Genomic DNA, 17,612 nt, shown 5'->3' on the forward strand with positions numbered 1-17,612 from the left:
AACGTGTCCGGACAGGTCTGCAGGCGCCGCATCTTCGTCCTGGTGTCGTCGATGTCGGCGGGTGGGCGCAGCGTGCGCCTCGGACCCCGCATCGTGCGCATTCTGCGCGGCGGAGGCTGGGAGGTCGCGGTTCGGCTGACCACACCGGGCGACGATCCTGCCGCCCTCGCCGCCCGCGTGGGGCCCGGCACGGTTGTGGCCGCCCTCGGGGGCGACGGCTACCTCAGTGCGGTCGCGCGCGGCTGCCACGACTCGGGCTCCCTCTTCGCACCCATCCCCGGTGGACGCGGTAACGACCTGTGTCGCGCCCTGCTCATCGGTCCCGACCCGCTCGCCCGCGCCCGCAGCCTCGCCGGATGCGGGTTGACCCGAGGGGAGGAGGCCGACCGCGCGGGGGGCGACTTTTCGTCCCGCGTGCGCCCCCTTGACGGCATGTGGGTGCATTCGCGCGAGGGGGAGCGCCTCGCGCTCGGCATCGTGTCGATCGGCTTGGACGCCCGGGCGAACATCCTGGCCAACGAATCCTCGCTGACCTTCGGTCCGCTGGCCTACGGCTACGGTGCCTTCGCCGCCCTGGCCTCGCACACCCCGACGCGGGTGTGTGCGACCGTGGACGGCCACGAGCGGGACATGAGCGGTTGGATCGCGTCCGTGTCCAACTCCGGCCGCTTCGGCGGAGGCATCACTTTGGTCGGTGCTTCCAATATGAGCGACGGCGTCCTCGAAGTGTGCCACGTCGGCTCCCTGCCCCTCTTCCGTGCCCTGCCCGTCCTGGCAAGCATCGTGGCGGGACGAGCGAAGAACCACCCGGCGGTGGAGGTCACCAGCGCCACGGCCGTGTCGTTCTCGGAACCCGCGGGAGTCGTCGCGATGGCCGACGGTGACCGGATCGCGACCGTTCCCTTCACCGTGGAGGCTGCTCCCGGCGTCGTCTCGGTCCTCGTGTGACGTCGCGCTCGGGCCGTGCCTGCCCGGGTGCCCGTTCCCGTAGAATTGAGCCATGAGTCCTGTCTCCGGCTTCTACGCCTTCGCTAAGGGTGTTTTGACACCCCTCATGACGCCCTGGGTGACCTTCACCGTGACCGGCGAGGAAAACTTGCCCTCCGAGGGAGGCTATCTCCTCGTCTCCAACCACCTGTCGAACGTCGATCCGCTGTGCCTGTGCTGGTACTTCATGAAACGCGACACGGCTGTGCGCTTCCTGGCGAAAAAATCGATGTTCTCCGTGCCCGTCTTCGGGTGGATCATCGCGGGAATGGGCCTGATTCCCGTCAACCGCGACTCGGATCCGGCGGCCGTCCTGGCGCCCGCGCGCGCCGCGTTGGAGGGCGGCGAGGTCGTTGGAATCTACCCGGAGGGAACCCTCACCCGCGACCCGGAGGAGTGGCCGATGCAGTTCAAGTCGGGTGCGGCGCGCCTCGCCTTGGATACCGGCGTTCCCGTCATTCCGCTCTCCCAGTGGGGAGCGCAAGAGATCATGTCTGCCTACAACTCCAAGAAGATCGACATGCGTCCGGGTCGACCCCTGTCCTATCACTTCGGGGCCCCCGTCGACCTGTCCGATCTGATCGGCCCTCAAGGGTCGGCCGACCACGAGGCCGTGAACGAAGGGACTCGGCGCATCAGCGAGGCGGTGCGGGCCGGGGTGGGGCAGCTGCGGGGTATGAGCGCCCCCGAGACCCCCTGGGATCCCGCAACCCAGGCGGGCCCGTGGTGGGAATGGGAACAGGCCAGGCGTGCGAAGAAAGCAAGGAAGGCGAAGAAACGACGCTAGTCGCGGATATCGAGGACCGGGCGCAGGGGGATGCGAGGACAACGATCTGGAGTCTGCGGCACGAGGATGCGTCGAACGCTTCTCTGGAAGAGTCCTTCTCTCCTCGTGGTGTGGCCCCCACTCCCATCCGAGTAGAATGGGCGGGACAGGGAGGTCTCGATGAGCATGTCAACGGCAGCGATACTGGGAACAGGGGCATGGGGAACAACGTTCGCCCAGGTCCTCGCCGACGCGGGATTGTCGGTCACCGTGTGGGGGCGCAACCCCGACACTGTCGCGTTCATCAATGGCCACGAGAACCCAACGTACCTGCCGGGTATCACCCTCTCGGATCGCATTGATGCGACCTCGGACATCGCCCAGGCCGTGGCGGGGCGGCGCCTGATCGTCGTTGCCGTTCCCGTCAGCGCGGTGCGCCCCACCCTGGAGGCCGCCCGCGCCTCCTTTGCGGACGATGTCGCGGTCCTGTCTCTGGCGAAGGGCCTTGAACTGGGATCGCTCAAGAGGGTGGATGAGATTATCGCTGAGGCCGCCTGCCTGCCGCCTGAGCGCATCGCGGTCCTGTCGGGCCCCAACCTGTCGCGCGAGATTGCCGAGCGCCACCCCACCGCGACGGTGGTCGCCGCCAGCGACGTGGAGCTGGCCAAGGACATCGCTCGGACCTGCCACAACTCCTACTTCCGCCCCTACGTGTCGGCTGACGTGGTGGGAACGGAGATGGCGGGGGCAACCAAGAACGTCATCGCCGTGGCGATCGGCGCCGCCGAGGGGATGGGACTGGGCATCAACACCCGCTCGACCCTCATCACCCGTGGCCTGGCGGAGATGACCCGCCTGGGTATCGCCCTCGGCGCAGATGCCTCGACTTTCGCCGGCCTGTCCGGGATCGGTGACCTCGTGGCCACCTGCTCCTCGCGGCTGTCGCGTAACTTCTCGCTCGGGCACCGCCTCGGCTCCGGCATGCCACTGGCCGAGGCCCTGGCGCTGTCCCCAGGGGTGGCGGAGGGCGTCGCCTCGGCCGCGCCCATCCTGAAAGTCGCCGAGTCTGTCGGCGTGGATATGCCCATCACGGGCGCCGTCGTCGAGGTTGTTGAGGGGCGCGCCAGCATCGAAGACATGGGGCGGATGCTGCTCGCGCGCCCACAGAAGATGGACGGCTGGAAGATCGAGCTGGTGTAGGCCCGACCCGTGAGTGCGAGGGATGCATTTGACGGTAGTCTTGGAACCATGACTGTGAACTCTCGTCCCCGCGTCCTCATCGTGTTTGGTGGGCGCTCCTCCGAGCATGAAGTATCCTGCGCGACGGCGGCCGGCATCCTCACCGCCATCGACCGGACCAAGTGGGACGTGATCCCGCTGGGAATCACGCGCGACGGCCAGTGGGTGCGCGTCGCCGACGACCCGTCCGCCCTGGCCTTTCGCGACGGGAAGGGCCAGTCCGTCACTGCGGGCACGACCCGCGTGGCGCTGACCCCGGGGGAGGGCAATCTCGTTGAGCTCTCCTACGACGGCGATCCGGATTCGGCCGCCTCTCGCGTCATCGGGGTCGAAGACCTCGGCCACGTCGACATCGTCTTCCCGCTGCTGCACGGCCCCTACGGGGAAGACGGCACCATTCAGGGGCTTTTCGAGATGGCGGGCGTGCGATACGTTGGGTGCGGCGTGACCTCTTCCGCGATCTCGATGGACAAGCACCTCACGAAGACCGTCCTGGCCGCCGCCGGCATTGACGTGGGACGATGGGAGCTGGTGACCGCCCGCCAGTGGGAGTCCGATCCCGGCGCGTGTGTCGAGCGCATCGAGCGCCTCGGCTTTCCGGTCTTCGTCAAGCCCTGCCGCGCGGGTTCTTCCGTCGGAATCTCGCGCGTTACTTGCCGCGAGGACCTGCCGACGGCCATCAAGGAGGCCGCGAACCACGATCCGCGCGTCATCGTCGAGGCCTCGGTGAGCGGCCGCGAGATCGAGTGCGGCGTCCTCGGCGCTCGACCCGACTGGAGCAGCGGCACCGCGCCGTTGGGAGAGATCGTCGTTCCCGAGGGGGAATTCTACGACTACGACCACAAGTACGTCGATGACGTCGTTGGCCTGTCTTGCCCGGCCGAGGTGTCTGCCGCCTACGCCCAGCGCATCCGCGAAACAGCCTGGCGGGCGTTCGACGCGCTTGAGTGCGAGGGCCTGGCCCGCGTCGACTTCTTCCTGGACGAGGCCACCGACACGGTCATCATCAACGAGGTCAACACGATGCCCGGATTCACCCCCATTTCGATGTACCCGCAGATGTGGGCCGCGGCCGGGCTGAACTACTCTGACCTGCTCAGCGAACTACTCACCGAGGCCTCCACCCGTCCGCTCGGCCTCCGTTAGGCCCCGCCCGCCCTCTTTCAATCCCGTACCACGACACCAAAGGATACCCATGCCGACACACCCGAAGGTCACCTTGGTCACCTGCAAGGCACAGCCCACCCTGTTCCATGGCGAGGAGGGGCTGCCCGATGAGCTGGCGGCGCGCGGTTGCGACCCCCAGGTCAAGGTCTGGAACGACCCGGATGTCGACTGGTCGGATGCGGGAATGATCGTCGTGCGCTCCGTGTCCGACTACGCCCAGGATCGCCGCGCCTTCCTGGAGTGGACCCGGTCCCTGCGCCGCGTGCAAAACTCCTGCGATGTCCTGGATTGGAACAGCGACAAGCACTACCTCAAGGAGCTCGCAGCCCTGGGGATGCCCACGATCCCGACGAATTGGCTCGAACCCGCCCAGAACCTATCCAAGCACCAGATTCACACGCGCTTCCCGGCCTTCGGCGAGTTCGTGGTCAAGCCGGCGGTGTCCTCTGGCGTGCGCGATATCGGCCGCTACACGACGGTGGATACGCGCCAGCGCCAGGCCGCGATGCGTCAGGTGCAGGGGCTCCTCGGAGAGGGGCGCTCGGTGATGATTCAGCGCTACGTCGAGGAGATCGACCTGCACGGCGAGATTTCCCTCGTGTTCTTCAACGGCTTGGTGTCCCACGCGGTTGAGAAGAGGGCTGCGCTCCATCCGTCGTCGATCACCGACCCCACCGTTCACGAGGCCGTCGTCACCGCAGAGCCGGCGGACTCCGTGGCGTGGAAGTGGGGCGAGGAGATCCGCCGGGTCTTGCACTCCTACGTTCGCTCGCGCCTGGGGCACGATGAGCAGTTCCTGTTCAATCGGGTCGACCTCGTCCCCGACGGTAAGGGCTCCTTCCTCGTCATGGAGGTGTCGCTGGTGGATGCGGACCTGTACCTGGGGGCGACCCCGAGCGCGCTGGGTAACTTCGCGGATGCCATCTCGGCTCGCGCACACTGGTGATGCACCCCACCGTCGCGGGGTAGTGCTCGAGTTTTCAAGCGCGCGCGGGTAGTGCTAAGCTCTTCCCGTTGCCTTCAGGGCAACCACGGTGGCTGTAGTTCAGTTGGTAGAGCACCTGGTTGTGGTCCAGGACGTCGCGGGTTCGAGTCCCGTCAGCCACCCCCGCAGACCCCGGCACTTTCGGTGCCGGGGTCATCGCTTTTCCAGTATGCTGGAGGCACCTGGATATGACCGGACAAAGGAGCTGTCATGCCTTCAGTGATCGCCTACGGATGCGACGACGCGACCACTCGCTTTCGCCCCCTGCGCATCGATATCCGCGAGCCGGGGGAGGGGGAGATCTACTTCGACGTCGCCTACGCGGGCATCTGCCACTCCGATATCCATAGCGCGCGAGGCGAGTGGGGTCCCGTCCACTATCCGCTCGTGCCCGGACACGAGTTCGTCGGCACCGTCGCCAAGATCGGACCCGGCGTCACGGGGTTTGCGGTGGGGGATCGCGTGGGCGTGGGGTGCATGGTCGGTTCCTGTCGCTCCTGCGAGATGTGCGAGGCGGGCCACGAGCAGTGGTGCACCTCGACGCCGGGCACCCTGTGGACCTACCGCGCAGACGCCGAGGGCAACCCGACGACCGGCGGCTACTCGCGGGGCTTCACCGTGCGCGAGGACTTCGCTTTGCATATCCCCGAGGATCTCGACTTCGCGGCCTGCGCGCCCCTCCTGTGCGCTGGCATCACTACCTACTCGCCTCTGAAACACTACGAGGTTGGCCCCTCCTCTCGCGTGGCCATCCTCGGCATGGGCGGGCTGGGACACGTGGGCGTTCAGATCGCGGCCGCCATGGGCGCCGACGTCTCCGTCATCTCCCACGGGCGCTCCAAGGAGGCCGACGCCCGCCGATTCGGCGCCTCGCACTTCTACGCGACCGGCGAGGAGGGCGTCCTTGAGTCTCTGCGCGGTTCCTTCGACCTGATCCTGTGCACCGTGAGCGCCGAGGGCCTGGACTACGCCGCGTACATGGCGGCCCTGCGCCCCTACGGTGTCTTCGTGGATGTGGGATTGCCCTCCGAGCCCGTCTCCCTGCCCCTGCGAGCCTTCGTCAACGGCGGCAAGTCCTTCGCCGGCTCCCAGATTGGCGGGATCGCCGAAACGCAGGAGATGCTCGACTTCTGTGCCGCCCACGGCGTCATCCCGCAGGTGGAGATGATCACGGGCGAGGACATCACGCGGGCCTACGACGACGTCGTCGCCTCACGGGTGCGCTACCGCTACGTCATCGACACCTTGACCTTCCCCGAGAGCGCGTGAGGGGAGAGAGATTCGCCGCGGAACGGGGAAAGCCCCGGGCCTTAGCCCGGGGCTTTCCCACCTGGAGCGGATGACGGGAATCGAACCCGCGTGATCTGCTTGGAAGGCAGAGGCTCTACCATTGAGCTACATCCGCGTACCCCCGAAGGGGACAGGATGATCCTAGCGGGTATTGTCCACGTCCGCGACATTTAGGCGCCGCTCCCGTATGATGGAGGATCGGACCGCCGGTCCCGCGGGGTGTAGCGCAGCTTGGTAGCGCATCTGCTTTGGGAGCAGAGGGTCGCAGGTTCAAATCCTGTCACCCCGACCGGGGCGGCCTCGTGCCGCCGCATGAATGGAACGTGGGGGAGGGAACGTGCCGTCCTATCGCACGGTCATGACGATCACCACCGTCCTGCCCGGCAGGCATCCTGAGGAGGTCGAGCACCGTGCCCGGTCCGTCGCCCGCCTCGAAGCCTGGGACATCGCCATCGTCTCCGCGCAGCCTCGCGTCACCGCTCGCTTCACGGCGAGCGACGAGGAAGAGGCGCGCGCCATCCACGAGCGGATCCTTCGGGCGGTGACAGAGGTCGCGGACGTTCCCCGCTCGCGCCTGGCGGCAGTGATCGCGGGCCGCTCCCGTTACCTGACCCCGTGGGCGTCCCGCGACAGTTGAGGCCGCCAACCCGCTCGTGTGGTGTTGGACACCGTGTTTGTGTGTTTAGGGGTGCAGATGCCCACTTACGCGCGGCGAATAAGGACATTGCGAGGGTCCTGGCGTACACTAGGCGAGTTGTTATGCGCCCGGGAGCGGGCGTTCCCCAATTCTTAAGACTACGGAGCGTACGCACGTGAAGAGCACCGTTGAAACCCTTGAGCCCACCAAGGTTCGTCTGACCGTTGAGGTTCCCTACGAGGAGCTGAAGTCCGAGATGGACAAGGCGTACAAGGAGATCGCCGGACAGGTGAACATCCCCGGCTTCCGTAAGGGCCACGTGCCTCCGCGCATCATCGACCAGCGCTTCGGCCGCGCCGCCGTCATCGAGCAGGTCGTCAACCAGGTTCTCCCTGGCCACTACTCGGATGCCGTCAACCAGAACGATCTGCGTCCCCTGGCCCAGCCCGAGGTCGACGTCACCGAGATCCCGGCCGTGACCGGCCCGCAGGGCGGCCAGCTCGTCTTCACCGCCGAGGTCGCCGTGGTGCCCGCCTTTGAGCTGCCCGACATCGACGACTCCCTCGTCGTCGAGGTCGAACCCACCGAGGTCACCGACGAGGACGTGGAGAAGGAGCTCGACGACCTGCGCAGCCGCTTCGCCACACTCAAGACCATCAACCGCAAGGCCAAGACCGGTGACTTCGCGACGATCGACCTGGTTGCCACGATCGACGGCAAGGAGGTCGACTCGGCCTCCGACGTCTCCTACGAGATCGGCTCCGGCTCGATGCTTGACGGGCAGGACACCGCCCTGCGCGGCACCAAGGCCGGCGAAGAGGTGTCCTTCACCTCCAAGCTCAAGGGCGGGGACCACGAGGGCGAGGAGGCCGAGGTGACGATCACCGTCAAGGCCATGAAGGCCCGTGAACTGCCCAAGGCCGACGACGACTTCGCCCAGATGGTCTCCGAGTTCGACACGATCGAGGAGCTGACCGAGGACCTGAAGAAGCAGGCCGCCAGCAACAAGGAATCCAAGCAGGCCCTGGCTGCGCGCGATGCCCTCATCGACGTGCTCCTCGACAAGGTCGAGATCATCCTTCCCGAGTCGGCGGTCGACCACCAGGTCGAGCACCGCGTCGGCGAGGACGCCAAGCCGAAGGCCAAGAAGGAGGCCCGCGCGGCCGTCGAGAAGGAGATCCGCACCGAGCTGCTCTCCGAGGCTCTGGCCAAGAAGTTCGACGTGCAGGTGTCCCAGCAGGAGCTCATCGACTACGCGATCCAGATGTCGCAGAACTTCGGCGTCGACATCAACCAGCTCTTCTCCTCCCCCCAGCAGATGGCCAACGTCGTTGCCGACCTCGGCCGCTCGAAGGCCCTCATCGAGGCCCTCAAGCTCGTGAGCGTCAAGGACACGAACGGGCAGGACGTTGACCTGTCGAAGTTCTTCGGCACCGACCCCGCCAGTGAAGAGGGTGCCGAGATCGTCACCGATTCCGCCGACGACAAGGAGTGAGCGCGAGGCGTTGCCGCGCGTAGCAACCAGCGAACTCCCGGGGAGGGGGCGGGGCGGTGGCCCCGCCCCCTCCCGCGCATGTGCCGACAGCGAAACGGTGGCCCGGCGCGTGCGTGGCGCACCCGCCAGCGGGTACGGTGGACACCAATGGGGCCGTCTGGGCCCGCGAACAGACGAGGAGGTACGCGTGAGCGTGCACAATGCCGGAGCTGCCGGCGAGGGGTCGCAGCTGGGACTGGGGGACGCGGTCTTTCAGCGCCTGCTCAAGGAACGCATCATCTGGCTGGGCGGCGAGGTCCGCGACGAGAATGCGAATACGATCTGCGCGCAGCTGCTGCTGCTGGCGGCGGAGGACCCGGACCGCGACATCTACCTGTACATCAACTCGCCCGGCGGGTCGGTGACGGCGGGCATGGCCATCTACGACACCATGCAGTACGTCAAGCCCGACGTCGTGACGGTTGGCATGGGCATGGCCGCGTCGATGGCGCAGTTCCTGCTGACGGCGGGCGCCCCCGGCAAGCGCTACATCACGCCCCACACCCGCGTTCTTCTGCACCAGCCCCTCGGCGGTGCCGGCGGATCCGCGACGGAGATTCGCATCAACGCTGATCTCATCCTCGGGATGAAGAAGGAACTCGCTTCGATCACGGCGGCGCGCACGGGCAAGACCGTCGAGCAGGTGGAGGCCGACGGCGACCGCGACCACTGGTTCAGCGCCGCCGAGGCGCTCGAGTACGGGTTCGTCGACCGCGTGATCAACAGCCCCGACGAGATCGGAACGCGAGGAGAGAACCGATGAGCACCCAGCCCTATTTCGAGGCGGTCGCCCGCCAGATGCCGCAGGCGCGCTACGTGCTTCCGGACTTCGAGGAGCGCACGGCCTACGGTTTCCGCCGTCAGAACCCCTACACCAAGCTCTTCGAGGACCGCATCGTGTTTCTCGGGGTGCAGGTGGACGACGCGAGCGCCGACGATGTGATGGCCCAGCTGCTGGTCCTGGAGTCCCAGGACCCCGATTCGCTGATCACCATGTACATCAACAGCCCTGGCGGGTCGTTCACGGCGCTCACCGCGATCTACGACACGATGCAGTACATCAAGCCGCAGATCCAGACGGTGTGCCTGGGCCAGGCAGCGTCGGCTGCGGCCGTCCTCCTCGCGGCCGGTTCGCCCGGCAAGCGCCTCGCGCTGCCCAACGCGCGTGTCCTCATCCACCAGCCCGCGATGGAGGGCATGCAGGGCCAGGCCTCGGACATTCAGATTGTGGCCGACGAGATCGACCGCATGCGCGCCTGGCTGGAAGACACCATCTCGAAGCACTCGGGCAAGCCCGTCGAGCAGGTGCGTCGCGACATTGAGCGTGACAAGATCCTCACCGCTCCCCAGGCTGCGGAGTACGGTCTGATTGACCAGGTGCTCGAGTCCCGCAAGGCCCTCTGAGTCGGCTGAATCTGACCGGGCCGTGGCCACCTGGCGCCCGTGGGTGTGAAGGTGGCGCGGCCTCGTCATATCAGCGAATACCGGTGTTTCGTTATTGGGTGAACATTTTGTAACAATGCGCGTGCCTCGCTGGATTTCTTGCAGATGTGCACTAGGTTATTTCCTAGCAAGCGCGCACGCGCATCCGACCGAACGGATAACCGTTCAACCCCCTGGGAGGTCTCGTGGCCCGTCTGACTGATGGTGCGGAGCTGCTCAAGTGCTCTTTCTGTGGAAAGAGTCAGAAGCAGGTGCGCAAGCTCATTGGAGGATCCGGTGCGTACATCTGCGATGAGTGCATCGAGCTGTGCAACGAGATCATCGAGGAGGAGCTGGGCGCCCAGCAGGTGACCTCGTCCGCGACCCCGCTTCCCAAGCCGCGCGAGATCAACGAGTTTCTCAACACGTGGGTGATCGGCCAGGACCGGGCCAAGCGTGCTTTGTCGGTGGCGGTCTACAACCACTACAAGCGCGTGCGTTCGCGCGATGCGGGAAACGCCGAGGACATGCTCGGCACGAAGTCCAACATCTTGCTCCTGGGGCCCACGGGAACCGGTAAGACCCACCTGGCGCGCTGCCTGGCGCGCCTGCTGGATGTTCCCTTCGCGATCGTAGATGCCACCGCTCTGACCGAGGCCGGCTACGTGGGCGAGGACGTGGAGAATATCCTCCTGCGCCTCATCCAGGAGGCCGACGGCGATATCAAGAAGGCGGAGAAGGGCATTATCTACGTCGACGAGATCGACAAGATTGGTCGCAAGGCGGAGAACGCGTCTATCACCCGCGACGTGTCGGGCGAGGGCGTGCAGCAGGCACTTCTGAAGATCATCGAGGGCACGGTCGCGTCGGTTCCGCCCACCGGTGGGCGCAAGCACCCCCACCAGCAGTTCTTGGAGATCGACACCTCCGGGATTCTGTTCATCGCCGCCGGCGCTTTCGCGGGTATCGAGGACATCGTCAAGGCCCGCCTGGGTCGGCGCTCCACGGGCTTCGGCTCAGAATTGAAGAGCGCCTCGGAAATGGGTGATCTCTACGAGGCCGTCAGCGCCGAGGACCTGCATAAGTTCGGCATGATTCCCGAGTTCATCGGCCGACTGCCCATCCTGACCTCTACGAAGGAGCTCACCGAGGAGGACCTCGTGCGAGTCCTCACGGAGCCGTCGAACTCTCTCGTGCGCCAGTACCAGCACCTCTTTGACCTGGACGGTATCGACCTGGAGTTCACCCACGAGGCGCTCCTGGCGATTGCGGCGCGCGCGAACGAACGCAAGACGGGCGCGCGAGGCCTGTCCTCGATCATGGAGGCGACCCTCTCGGACCTCATGTTCGACCTGCCGAGTCGAGACGACGTTGCCCGCGTGGTCATCACCCGCGACCTGGTGGAGGGCGTCGGAGCCGCCGAGCTCTACCCGGAGCGTTCTTCGGAAGGCAAACGCAGCGCCTGAGTCCTCCCGGTAGACTGAGAAGCAGTCGGGGAGAGCGAGGTAGGCATGGACCAGCGTGAGGAGGCGCGGGCGGCGGCGCGCGCCGATCGGGGTGTGGAGGGAGTTCCCGCCGAGCTCGCCGACGCGCGCGCGACGATCGATAACATCGATGCCGCTCTCATCCACATTCTTGCCGAGCGATTCCGCTGCACCCAGCGCGTCGGGCACATCAAGGCACGGCTGAACCTCCCGCCGGCGGACCCCGCGCGCGAGGCTCGCCAGGTTGAGCGCCTGCGAGCGCTGGCGCTGTCCTCGGGCCTTGACCCCGACTTCGCTGAGAAGTTCCTGGGCTTCATGGTGCGCGAGGTGATCCGCCACCACGAGGACATCAAGGCCGAGTACGACGAGGGTGCCGCCCTCTGATCAGGGCATCTTCACTGACCCGAGTTAGTTTGGCGAGGCGCAGGCTCCCTCTTCGTCGAAAGAACCGCTAGTTGTCTGATGAAACTCTGCGCGGCTTCCCCGATAGTTTTCAGGTAGCTTCCAGCCTCGTGGTCTGTAATCTATCCAGGCAGTGAGAACCACAGCCCCGAGCAGTCCATAAGGAGTTTCGATGAAGAATCGCGCGCACGTGCGCGGCCTGGCCATTATCGCCATCACCCTGGCGGCGGCCCTCAGCGCATGCGGATCGACCTCGTCCACGACGAGCGGCCAGAAGAACAACCCGTCGGCGTCGTCCTCGAACGCGGCGAGCCAGGATGCGAACCTGATTTTCGCCCAGTGCATGCGGGAAAAGGGCTTCGACGTGCCCGACACCGGTCTGACCCCCGACAACGCGAAGGACACGTCCGCAGGATTTAACGCTGCCGTCAACGAGTGCATGGCAAAGACCGATGGCCTCACGGGGCAGGATGACCTGACGAAGGACCCGGCCGCGCGCGACGCTCTCGTCAAGGGAGCCCAGTGCCTGCGCGACCTCGGCTACAACGTGAAGGACCCGGAGCCGGGCAAGGGCGTGGACATCCAGGACGTTCCGCAGGATGCCCTCAACAAGTGCTTCGGCAACCCGGGAGGTAGCAAGTGACCGTTGCTTGTTCCTCGCGCCTCGTGGCCGCCCTCGCCATGGTCGCCGTCGGCGCTGTGACGCTGTCGGCGTGCTCCGGGGGCAGCGCCGACGCGCAGACCCCCCAGTCTTTCGACGGTGCGACCGCAACCATCACCCGCGGCGACCTGTCGGGCGAGACCGCCGTCCAGGGAAACCTGCACTACGCGGACTCCTACGACCTTAAAAGCGCCTTCACCGGAGTGATCACGGCACTGCCGACGCCCGGCACGACCCTCGAGCAGGGGTCGCACGTGTACACCGTCGCGGGCAACAGCGCCTACCTGCTGCACGGCGCCACCCCCGCGTGGCGCGACTTCTCTGAGGGAATGAGCGACGGCGCTGACGTCAAGCAGCTGGAGACCGCCCTGTCCGAGCTCGGCTACTTCCAGGCCACCCCCAACGAGCACTTCGACTGGAACACGATCGCGGCGATCAAGCGCTGGCAGAAGGCCCTCGGGCTCACGCAGGACGGCACCCTCCCCCTGGGCACCGTGCTCTTTGCCCCCGAGGACGTGCGGGTCGGCGCCCTGAAGTCCCGCGTCGGAGACACCGCGACGCCCGAGACCGAGCTCTTTGCGGCCTCGTCCTCGCGCCAGGTCATCTCCGCCAACCTCAAGCTCTCTGACCAGAGCCTGGGAGTCGTCGGTACCAAGGTCACGATTCGCCTCCCGGGCGCTGCCTCGACCACGACCGGGACGATCACGTCGGTGGAGCCGCCCCGGGACAAGCCCGGCGAGGAGGGCACCAAGGAGAAATCGAAGGAAAGCAGCGGTGAACGCATCATCCCGATCACCGTCACCCCCGATGACACCGAGGCCCTGGAGGGAACCCAGGAGGCGTCCGTCTCGCTGGGAATCACCTCGCAGACGCGCACGAATGTGCTCTCGGTGCCCCTGGGCGCTCTCGTTGCCCTGACCACCGACCAGTTCGGCGTTGAGGTTGTTGATGACAACGGTCAGGTGCGCCGCGTCCCCGTCACCGTCGGCCTGTTCGCGGGCGACCGCGTCGAGATCAGCGGCGAGGGACTCGCCGAAGGCCAGCGCGTGGTGGTGCCCAACAGATGAGTCACATCCTGCAATTGACCGACGTGCACCGGTCCTTCGGCAGTCCGCCCGTGCACGCTTGCAACGGAGTGTCCCTGAGCGTTGACGAGGGCGAGTTCGTCGCCATCGTGGGCCCGTCCGGCTCCGGCAAGTCCACCCTACTCAACCTAATTGGGACCCTGGACAGGCCCAGCTCGGGCACCGTGAGCATCAGCGGCATGGACGTGTCGTCCCTAAGCGACACCGACCTGTCGGGGGTGCGCTCGAACCTGATCGGCTTCGTCTTCCAGCAGTTCCACCTCACGCAGGGAGTTCCCGCCATCGATAATGTGGCCGACGGCCTGCTCTACCGGGGAGTGCCCCGGGCCCGCAGGCGCGAGGCGGCACGCGAGGCGCTGACCCGCGTGGGACTCGGACACCGCATGGACCACAAGCCGCACCAGATGTCGGGCGGTGAACGCCAGCGTGTCGCCATCGCCAGGGCCATCATCGGGCACCCCGCCCTGCTGCTGGCCGACGAGCCAACCGGCAACCTCGACTCGCGTTCGGGCGCGTCCATCGTCGCCCTCCTGCGTGAGCTCAACGAGGCCGGCACCACGATCATCGTGATCACCCACGACAACGAACTGGCGGCGTCTCTGCCGCGGCAGATCGCCATCCGTGACGGACAACTTGTATCGGACTCAGCGCACCCGGGAGGTAAGCCATGACGAGTAAGAAAAGCTCGCGCACCGCGCGCTCCAGCTTGCGTGCCAGCGACATCGGCCGCCTGGGCCTGACCGGCCTGCGCTCGCGTCCCATGCGAGCCGTCCTGTCCGCCCTGGGTATCGCCATCGGTATCGCCGCGATGGTCGGCGTCGTCGGGGTCTCCTCCTCCTCGCAGGCCCGCCTGCAGGAACAGCTGCGCGCGTTGGGCACGAACATGCTCACGGCGCGCAGCGGGGCAGACCTGTCGGGCACGGACCTCGTGCTGCCGGAGGACTCGGTGGGCAGGACCCGGATGATTCCGGGCGTCACCTCCGCGGCCTCCACGTCGACCCTGACGGGAGTGTCCGTCTACCGCTCGCGCCTGTCCGACCCGAACGCGACCGGTGGAACCCTCACGATGGCCGCCGACACGAATCTCCTCGACGTGGTCTCGGGCACGATGAAGAGCGGAGTGTGGCTCAACGATGCGACGGCCCACTACCCGGGTGTCGTCCTCGGGTCTAAGGCCGCCCAGCTCCTGGGCGTGGTCGAACCCGGCACCCAGGTGTGGCTCGGGGGAACGTCCTTCACGGTCCTGGGCATCATGAACCACCTGCCCCTCGCCGAGGAGCTCGACAACGCCGCGCTGATCGGCATTCCCGCCGCCAAGGCGCAGTTCGGCAAGGGATCGACGCCCACCGCGATCTACGAGCGCTCCGAGGAGTCCCAAGTGGAGACCGTGCGTTCGCTCCTGGGGCCCACGCTCGCCCCTCAGGGATCCACGGGCCTGAAGGTGTCGCGCCCCTCGGACGCGCTGGCGGCGCAGAACGCGGCCGATCAGACGCTGACGACGCTGCTCGCCGGTGTCGGCTCGATCGCCCTCCTCGTCGGCGGCATCGGCGTGGCCAACACGATGATCATCTCCGTTCTGGAACGACGCAAGGAGATCGGCTTGCGCCGGTCCCTGGGGGCTAAGCGCTCCCACATCACGGTTCAGTTCCTGGCCGAAGCGCTGATCCTGTCCTTCCTCGGTGGCGTCGCCGGCTGCCTCATCGGCGCCGGTGTCACCTGGGGCATGTGTCTGGCCTACGGCTGGCCTCCCACCCTCCACTGGTGGGTGATCGCTGCGGGCCTGGGCGCCACTCTCCTCATCGGCGCCGTCGCGGGCCTCTACCCCGCAATCCGAGCGGCACGCACGCCGCCCACCGCGGCTCTGGCCTCCCAGTAGGGCCGAGCCTGCAACGACAAGGCCGTGGCCGTCTCGCACCTCTCCGCTCGGGGGGGGTAGGCGAGACGGCCACGGCCATATGTGCGGCTAGTGCTGGACGGGTCCTCCGTAGAGCTCGTCAATGACGGAGGCGAGGCGGGCCGTGGCCTCGGCGCGCTTGACCTTCAGGGAGGGGGTGAGCAGGCCGTTGGCCTCCGTGAAGTCGGTGGAGAGGACCTTGATCTTGCGGATCGACTCGGCACGCGACACGTGCTCGTTCGCCGCGGCTACCGCCTTCTCCAGTGAGGCGAGGACCTCGACGTTGGAGGAGGCCTCGGCCACGCTCATGGGAGGTAGGGAGTGCGCGGCCAGCCAGTCGGGCAGCATCTCGGCGTCCAGGGTGATGAGGGCTGCGACGAAGGGCCTCTGGTCTCCCACGACGAGGACCTGGGAGATGAGGGGGTGGGAGCGCATTGGGTTCTCTAGGGACGCGGGGGCCACGTTCTTGCCTCCGGCCGTGACGATGATGTCCTTGGCGCGCCCCGTGATGGACACGTAGCCGTCGCGGTCCAGGGATCCCAGGTCGCCGGTGCGGAACCATCCGTCGTCGGTGAAACAGGCGGCCGTGGCGCCCGGGTCGTTGTTGTAGCCCTGGAAGACGCTGGGGCCCTTGAGGAGGATCTCACCGTCGTCGCTGACCTTGAAGGACATGGGTGGCAGCGCGGGGCCGACGGTGCTGATCTTGGACAGGCGGGGGGTGTTGACGGAGACGGGGCCGACCGTTTCGGTCAGCCCGTAGCCCTCCAGCACGGGGATGCCGACGCCCCGGTATAAGTGGGCGAGCCAGGTCGCCAGGGGAGCGCCCCCGGAGATGATGTAGTCGGCGTTTCCGCCCACGAGGCGGATGATCTGCTGGTAGACGAGCTTGTCGGCCAGGGCGTGCTGGGCCTTCAGGGATGCGGAGGGGCCCTCGTCGGTGTCCAGGGCGCGCGAGTAGGCGATCGCGACCTTGGCCGCCCAACGGAACACCTTGCGCTTGGGGCCGCGCGACTTCGTGTCGGCGGAGTTGTAGATCTTCTCCAGGACGCGCGGCACGACCAGGAGGTAGCTGGGCCGGAACGAGGCCAGGTCGGGCAGGAGGTTCTTGATGTTGGGGGCGTGGCCCATGACGCCGTTGCCGCTGATCTGGAAGACCTGCAGGAAGCGGGCGAACACGTGGGCGAGGGGCAAGAAGAGGAGGAGACGCGAGGTGGCGCCTGCCGCGATCTCGGGCATCCACGCGTGGGCGTTGAGGCACAGGTTCGTGAAGTTCTCGTGGGACAGGACCGTGCCCTTGGGGGTGCCCGTCGTACCCGACGTGTACACGATGGTGGAGATGTCGTCCTTGGTGAGGGCCTCAGAGCGGGCGACAACTTGGTCGCGGGGCGTGGTGGCGCCCTCGGCGATGAGGGTGTCGATGGCCTCGGAGTCCAGGGAGAGGACCTCCGTGCTGTCTCTTCCTTCGCGTTCGGCTGCGGTGCGCACGATCTCCGCCATGGACACCGTCTCGGTGACGACCAGGTCGACGTCGGCGTCGGTGAGGACGTGGGCGACCTGATCGATGGAGCTGGTCTCGTAGATGGGGACGGGGATGAGGGCGGCGGCCCAGCACGCGAAGTCCAGGAGCGTCCACTCGTAGCGGGTGCGGCTCATGATGGCGACGCGCCCTCCGGGCTGCAGGCCGCGGGCGATGAGGCCGGCGGCCACGGACTGGACCTCGTCGTAGAACTCGCGTGCCGTCACCGGCCGCCACGTGTCGCCCATCCCCACCTTGCGTAGGATGAGGGGGCGGGTGGCCCCGCGCTGGACGCGCTCCTTGAGGAGGCGCGGAATCGTCGTGTGCTCGTCCACTCGCACGAGGACGGGCGCGTGCCATTCCAGCGCCCCGGTGGTCGTCTCGGTCGGCGTTGTTTTTTCGTCGTTGGACGAGGCCGGGGTGTTGGTCGACATGCGTGCTCCCTGGAGTTTCGGCGGGAACGCCACGAAGCCTGTGAGGCCGTGGCGTCGTTGCTGTTACCCGCTATCCTACGCTCCCGTAGGGTGGGGGAGGGGGAGCGTC

The 17,612-nt window shown here is 66.9% G+C and carries 17 protein-coding genes and 3 tRNA genes; 18 read left to right on the plus strand and 2 right to left on the minus strand.

Annotated elements, in window-relative coordinates; translation table 11 throughout:
- Window positions 1-3 precede the first annotated feature (3 nt).
- The 7 genes from NQK35_RS01740 to NQK35_RS01770 all read left to right on the plus strand — a co-directional run bounded on the left by NQK35_RS01740 (window position 4) and on the right by NQK35_RS01770 (window position 6,413).
- Window positions 4-948, plus strand: a complete 945-nt coding sequence (locus tag NQK35_RS01740) for a diacylglycerol/lipid kinase family protein (protein WP_257114380.1) — start codon at window positions 4-6, stop codon at window positions 946-948.
- 52 nt (window positions 949-1,000) lie between these two features.
- Window positions 1,001-1,774: a lysophospholipid acyltransferase family protein gene (locus NQK35_RS01745; RefSeq protein WP_257114381.1), complete on the plus strand. Its 774-nt coding sequence runs from the start codon at window positions 1,001-1,003 to the stop codon at window positions 1,772-1,774.
- Window positions 1,775-1,933: 159 nt separating this feature from the next.
- Entirely contained in the window at window positions 1,934-2,953 is a 1,020-nt protein-coding gene (locus tag NQK35_RS01750) for an NAD(P)H-dependent glycerol-3-phosphate dehydrogenase (RefSeq protein WP_257114382.1), read from the plus strand.
- Window positions 2,954-3,001: 48 nt separating this feature from the next.
- Window positions 3,002-4,138 carry a D-alanine--D-alanine ligase family protein gene (locus NQK35_RS01755; RefSeq protein WP_257114383.1) on the plus strand — a complete coding sequence of 379 codons (1,137 nt, stop codon included), beginning with the start codon at window positions 3,002-3,004 and terminating at the stop codon, window positions 4,136-4,138.
- A 49-nt stretch (window positions 4,139-4,187) separates the two neighbouring features.
- The gene (locus NQK35_RS01760) at window positions 4,188-5,105 is read left to right on the plus strand and encodes an ATP-grasp domain-containing protein (protein WP_009212044.1); all 918 of its coding nucleotides are present in this window, start codon (window positions 4,188-4,190) and stop codon (window positions 5,103-5,105) included.
- A gap of 88 nt (window positions 5,106-5,193) precedes the next feature.
- Window positions 5,194-5,266, plus strand: a tRNA-His gene (locus NQK35_RS01765).
- An 88-nt stretch (window positions 5,267-5,354) separates the two neighbouring features.
- On the plus strand, window positions 5,355-6,413 hold the full coding sequence (locus NQK35_RS01770; RefSeq protein ID WP_257114384.1) for an NAD(P)-dependent alcohol dehydrogenase: 1,059 nt from the start codon (window positions 5,355-5,357) through the stop codon (window positions 6,411-6,413).
- 62 nt (window positions 6,414-6,475) lie between these two features.
- On the opposite strand, the gene NQK35_RS01775 is transcribed toward NQK35_RS01770, so the two are convergent.
- Window positions 6,476-6,549, minus strand: a tRNA-Gly gene (locus tag NQK35_RS01775).
- Window positions 6,550-6,649: 100 nt separating this feature from the next.
- Between NQK35_RS01775 and NQK35_RS01780 the strand changes: the two genes are divergently transcribed.
- From NQK35_RS01780 to NQK35_RS01830, 11 genes are all read left to right on the plus strand, one after another.
- A tRNA-Pro gene (locus NQK35_RS01780) sits at window positions 6,650-6,723 on the plus strand.
- A 48-nt stretch (window positions 6,724-6,771) separates the two neighbouring features.
- Window positions 6,772-7,071: an FMN-dependent dehydrogenase gene (locus tag NQK35_RS01785; RefSeq protein ID WP_257114385.1), complete on the plus strand. Its 300-nt coding sequence runs from the start codon at window positions 6,772-6,774 to the stop codon at window positions 7,069-7,071.
- 175 nt (window positions 7,072-7,246) lie between these two features.
- The gene (tig, locus tag NQK35_RS01790) at window positions 7,247-8,566 is read left to right on the plus strand and encodes a trigger factor (protein WP_257114386.1); all 1,320 of its coding nucleotides are present in this window, start codon (window positions 7,247-7,249) and stop codon (window positions 8,564-8,566) included.
- 187 nt (window positions 8,567-8,753) lie between these two features.
- Window positions 8,754-9,368: an ATP-dependent Clp protease proteolytic subunit gene (locus NQK35_RS01795; protein ID WP_009212040.1), complete on the plus strand. Its 615-nt coding sequence runs from the start codon at window positions 8,754-8,756 to the stop codon at window positions 9,366-9,368.
- Window positions 9,365-10,009, plus strand: coding sequence for an ATP-dependent Clp protease proteolytic subunit (locus NQK35_RS01800; protein WP_003794993.1), 645 nt, complete (start codon window positions 9,365-9,367; stop codon window positions 10,007-10,009). Before NQK35_RS01795 ends, NQK35_RS01800 begins: the two co-directional genes overlap by 4 nt.
- Window positions 10,010-10,233: 224 nt before the next feature.
- Entirely contained in the window at window positions 10,234-11,493 is a 1,260-nt protein-coding gene (gene clpX, locus NQK35_RS01805; protein WP_009212039.1) for an ATP-dependent Clp protease ATP-binding subunit ClpX, read from the plus strand.
- Between the two features lie 45 nt (window positions 11,494-11,538).
- Complete coding sequence (locus tag NQK35_RS01810; RefSeq protein ID WP_257114387.1) at window positions 11,539-11,895, plus strand: chorismate mutase; 357 nt, start codon at window positions 11,539-11,541, stop codon at window positions 11,893-11,895.
- A gap of 190 nt (window positions 11,896-12,085) precedes the next feature.
- Window positions 12,086-12,556, plus strand: a complete 471-nt coding sequence (locus NQK35_RS01815) for a hypothetical protein (protein WP_009212037.1) — start codon at window positions 12,086-12,088, stop codon at window positions 12,554-12,556.
- A gap of 38 nt (window positions 12,557-12,594) precedes the next feature.
- Window positions 12,595-13,641 (plus strand): peptidoglycan-binding protein, encoded by a 1,047-nt coding sequence (locus NQK35_RS01820; RefSeq protein ID WP_034232016.1) that lies wholly within the window; start codon window positions 12,595-12,597, stop codon window positions 13,639-13,641.
- Window positions 13,638-14,330 (plus strand): ABC transporter ATP-binding protein, encoded by a 693-nt coding sequence (locus NQK35_RS01825; protein ID WP_009212035.1) that lies wholly within the window; start codon window positions 13,638-13,640, stop codon window positions 14,328-14,330. Before NQK35_RS01820 ends, NQK35_RS01825 begins: the two co-directional genes overlap by 4 nt.
- Window positions 14,327-15,535 carry an ABC transporter permease gene (locus NQK35_RS01830; protein WP_009212034.1) on the plus strand — a complete coding sequence of 403 codons (1,209 nt, stop codon included), beginning with the start codon at window positions 14,327-14,329 and terminating at the stop codon, window positions 15,533-15,535. The genes NQK35_RS01825 and NQK35_RS01830 overlap by 4 nt, the downstream gene beginning before the upstream one ends.
- Window positions 15,536-15,622: 87 nt before the next feature.
- Here the strand turns inward: NQK35_RS01830 and NQK35_RS01835 are convergent, their stop codons facing one another.
- Window positions 15,623-17,503, minus strand: coding sequence for an AMP-dependent synthetase/ligase (locus NQK35_RS01835; RefSeq protein ID WP_257114388.1), 1,881 nt, complete (start codon window positions 17,501-17,503; stop codon window positions 15,623-15,625).
- Between the last annotated feature and the right edge of the window lie 109 nt (window positions 17,504-17,612).

Source organism: Schaalia odontolytica, from assembly GCF_024584435.1.
Classification (GTDB): domain Bacteria; phylum Actinomycetota; class Actinomycetes; order Actinomycetales; family Actinomycetaceae; genus Pauljensenia.

Excerpts from the sequence above, each read along its gene's own strand:
- NQK35_RS01745 (WP_257114381.1), top strand. The coding sequence starts at position 1,001 with ATGAGTCCTGTCTCCGGCTTCTACGCCTTCGCTAAGGGTGTTTTGACA.
- NQK35_RS01750 (WP_257114382.1), top strand. The coding sequence starts at position 1,934 with ATGAGCATGTCAACGGCAGCGATACTGGGAACAGGGGCATGGGGAACA.
- NQK35_RS01755 (WP_257114383.1), top strand. The coding sequence starts at position 3,002 with ATGACTGTGAACTCTCGTCCCCGCGTCCTCATCGTGTTTGGTGGGCGC.
- NQK35_RS01760 (WP_009212044.1), top strand. The coding sequence starts at position 4,188 with ATGCCGACACACCCGAAGGTCACCTTGGTCACCTGCAAGGCACAGCCC.
- NQK35_RS01770 (WP_257114384.1), top strand. The coding sequence starts at position 5,355 with ATGCCTTCAGTGATCGCCTACGGATGCGACGACGCGACCACTCGCTTT.
- NQK35_RS01800 (WP_003794993.1), top strand. The coding sequence starts at position 9,365 with ATGAGCACCCAGCCCTATTTCGAGGCGGTCGCCCGCCAGATGCCGCAG.
- NQK35_RS01810 (WP_257114387.1), top strand. The coding sequence starts at position 11,539 with ATGGACCAGCGTGAGGAGGCGCGGGCGGCGGCGCGCGCCGATCGGGGT.
- NQK35_RS01815 (WP_009212037.1), top strand. The coding sequence starts at position 12,086 with ATGAAGAATCGCGCGCACGTGCGCGGCCTGGCCATTATCGCCATCACC.
- NQK35_RS01820 (WP_034232016.1), top strand. The coding sequence starts at position 12,595 with ATGGTCGCCGTCGGCGCTGTGACGCTGTCGGCGTGCTCCGGGGGCAGC.
- NQK35_RS01825 (WP_009212035.1), top strand. The coding sequence starts at position 13,638 with ATGAGTCACATCCTGCAATTGACCGACGTGCACCGGTCCTTCGGCAGT.
- NQK35_RS01830 (WP_009212034.1), top strand. The coding sequence starts at position 14,327 with ATGACGAGTAAGAAAAGCTCGCGCACCGCGCGCTCCAGCTTGCGTGCC.
- NQK35_RS01835 (WP_257114388.1), bottom strand. The coding sequence starts at position 17,503 with ATGTCGACCAACACCCCGGCCTCGTCCAACGACGAAAAAACAACGCCG.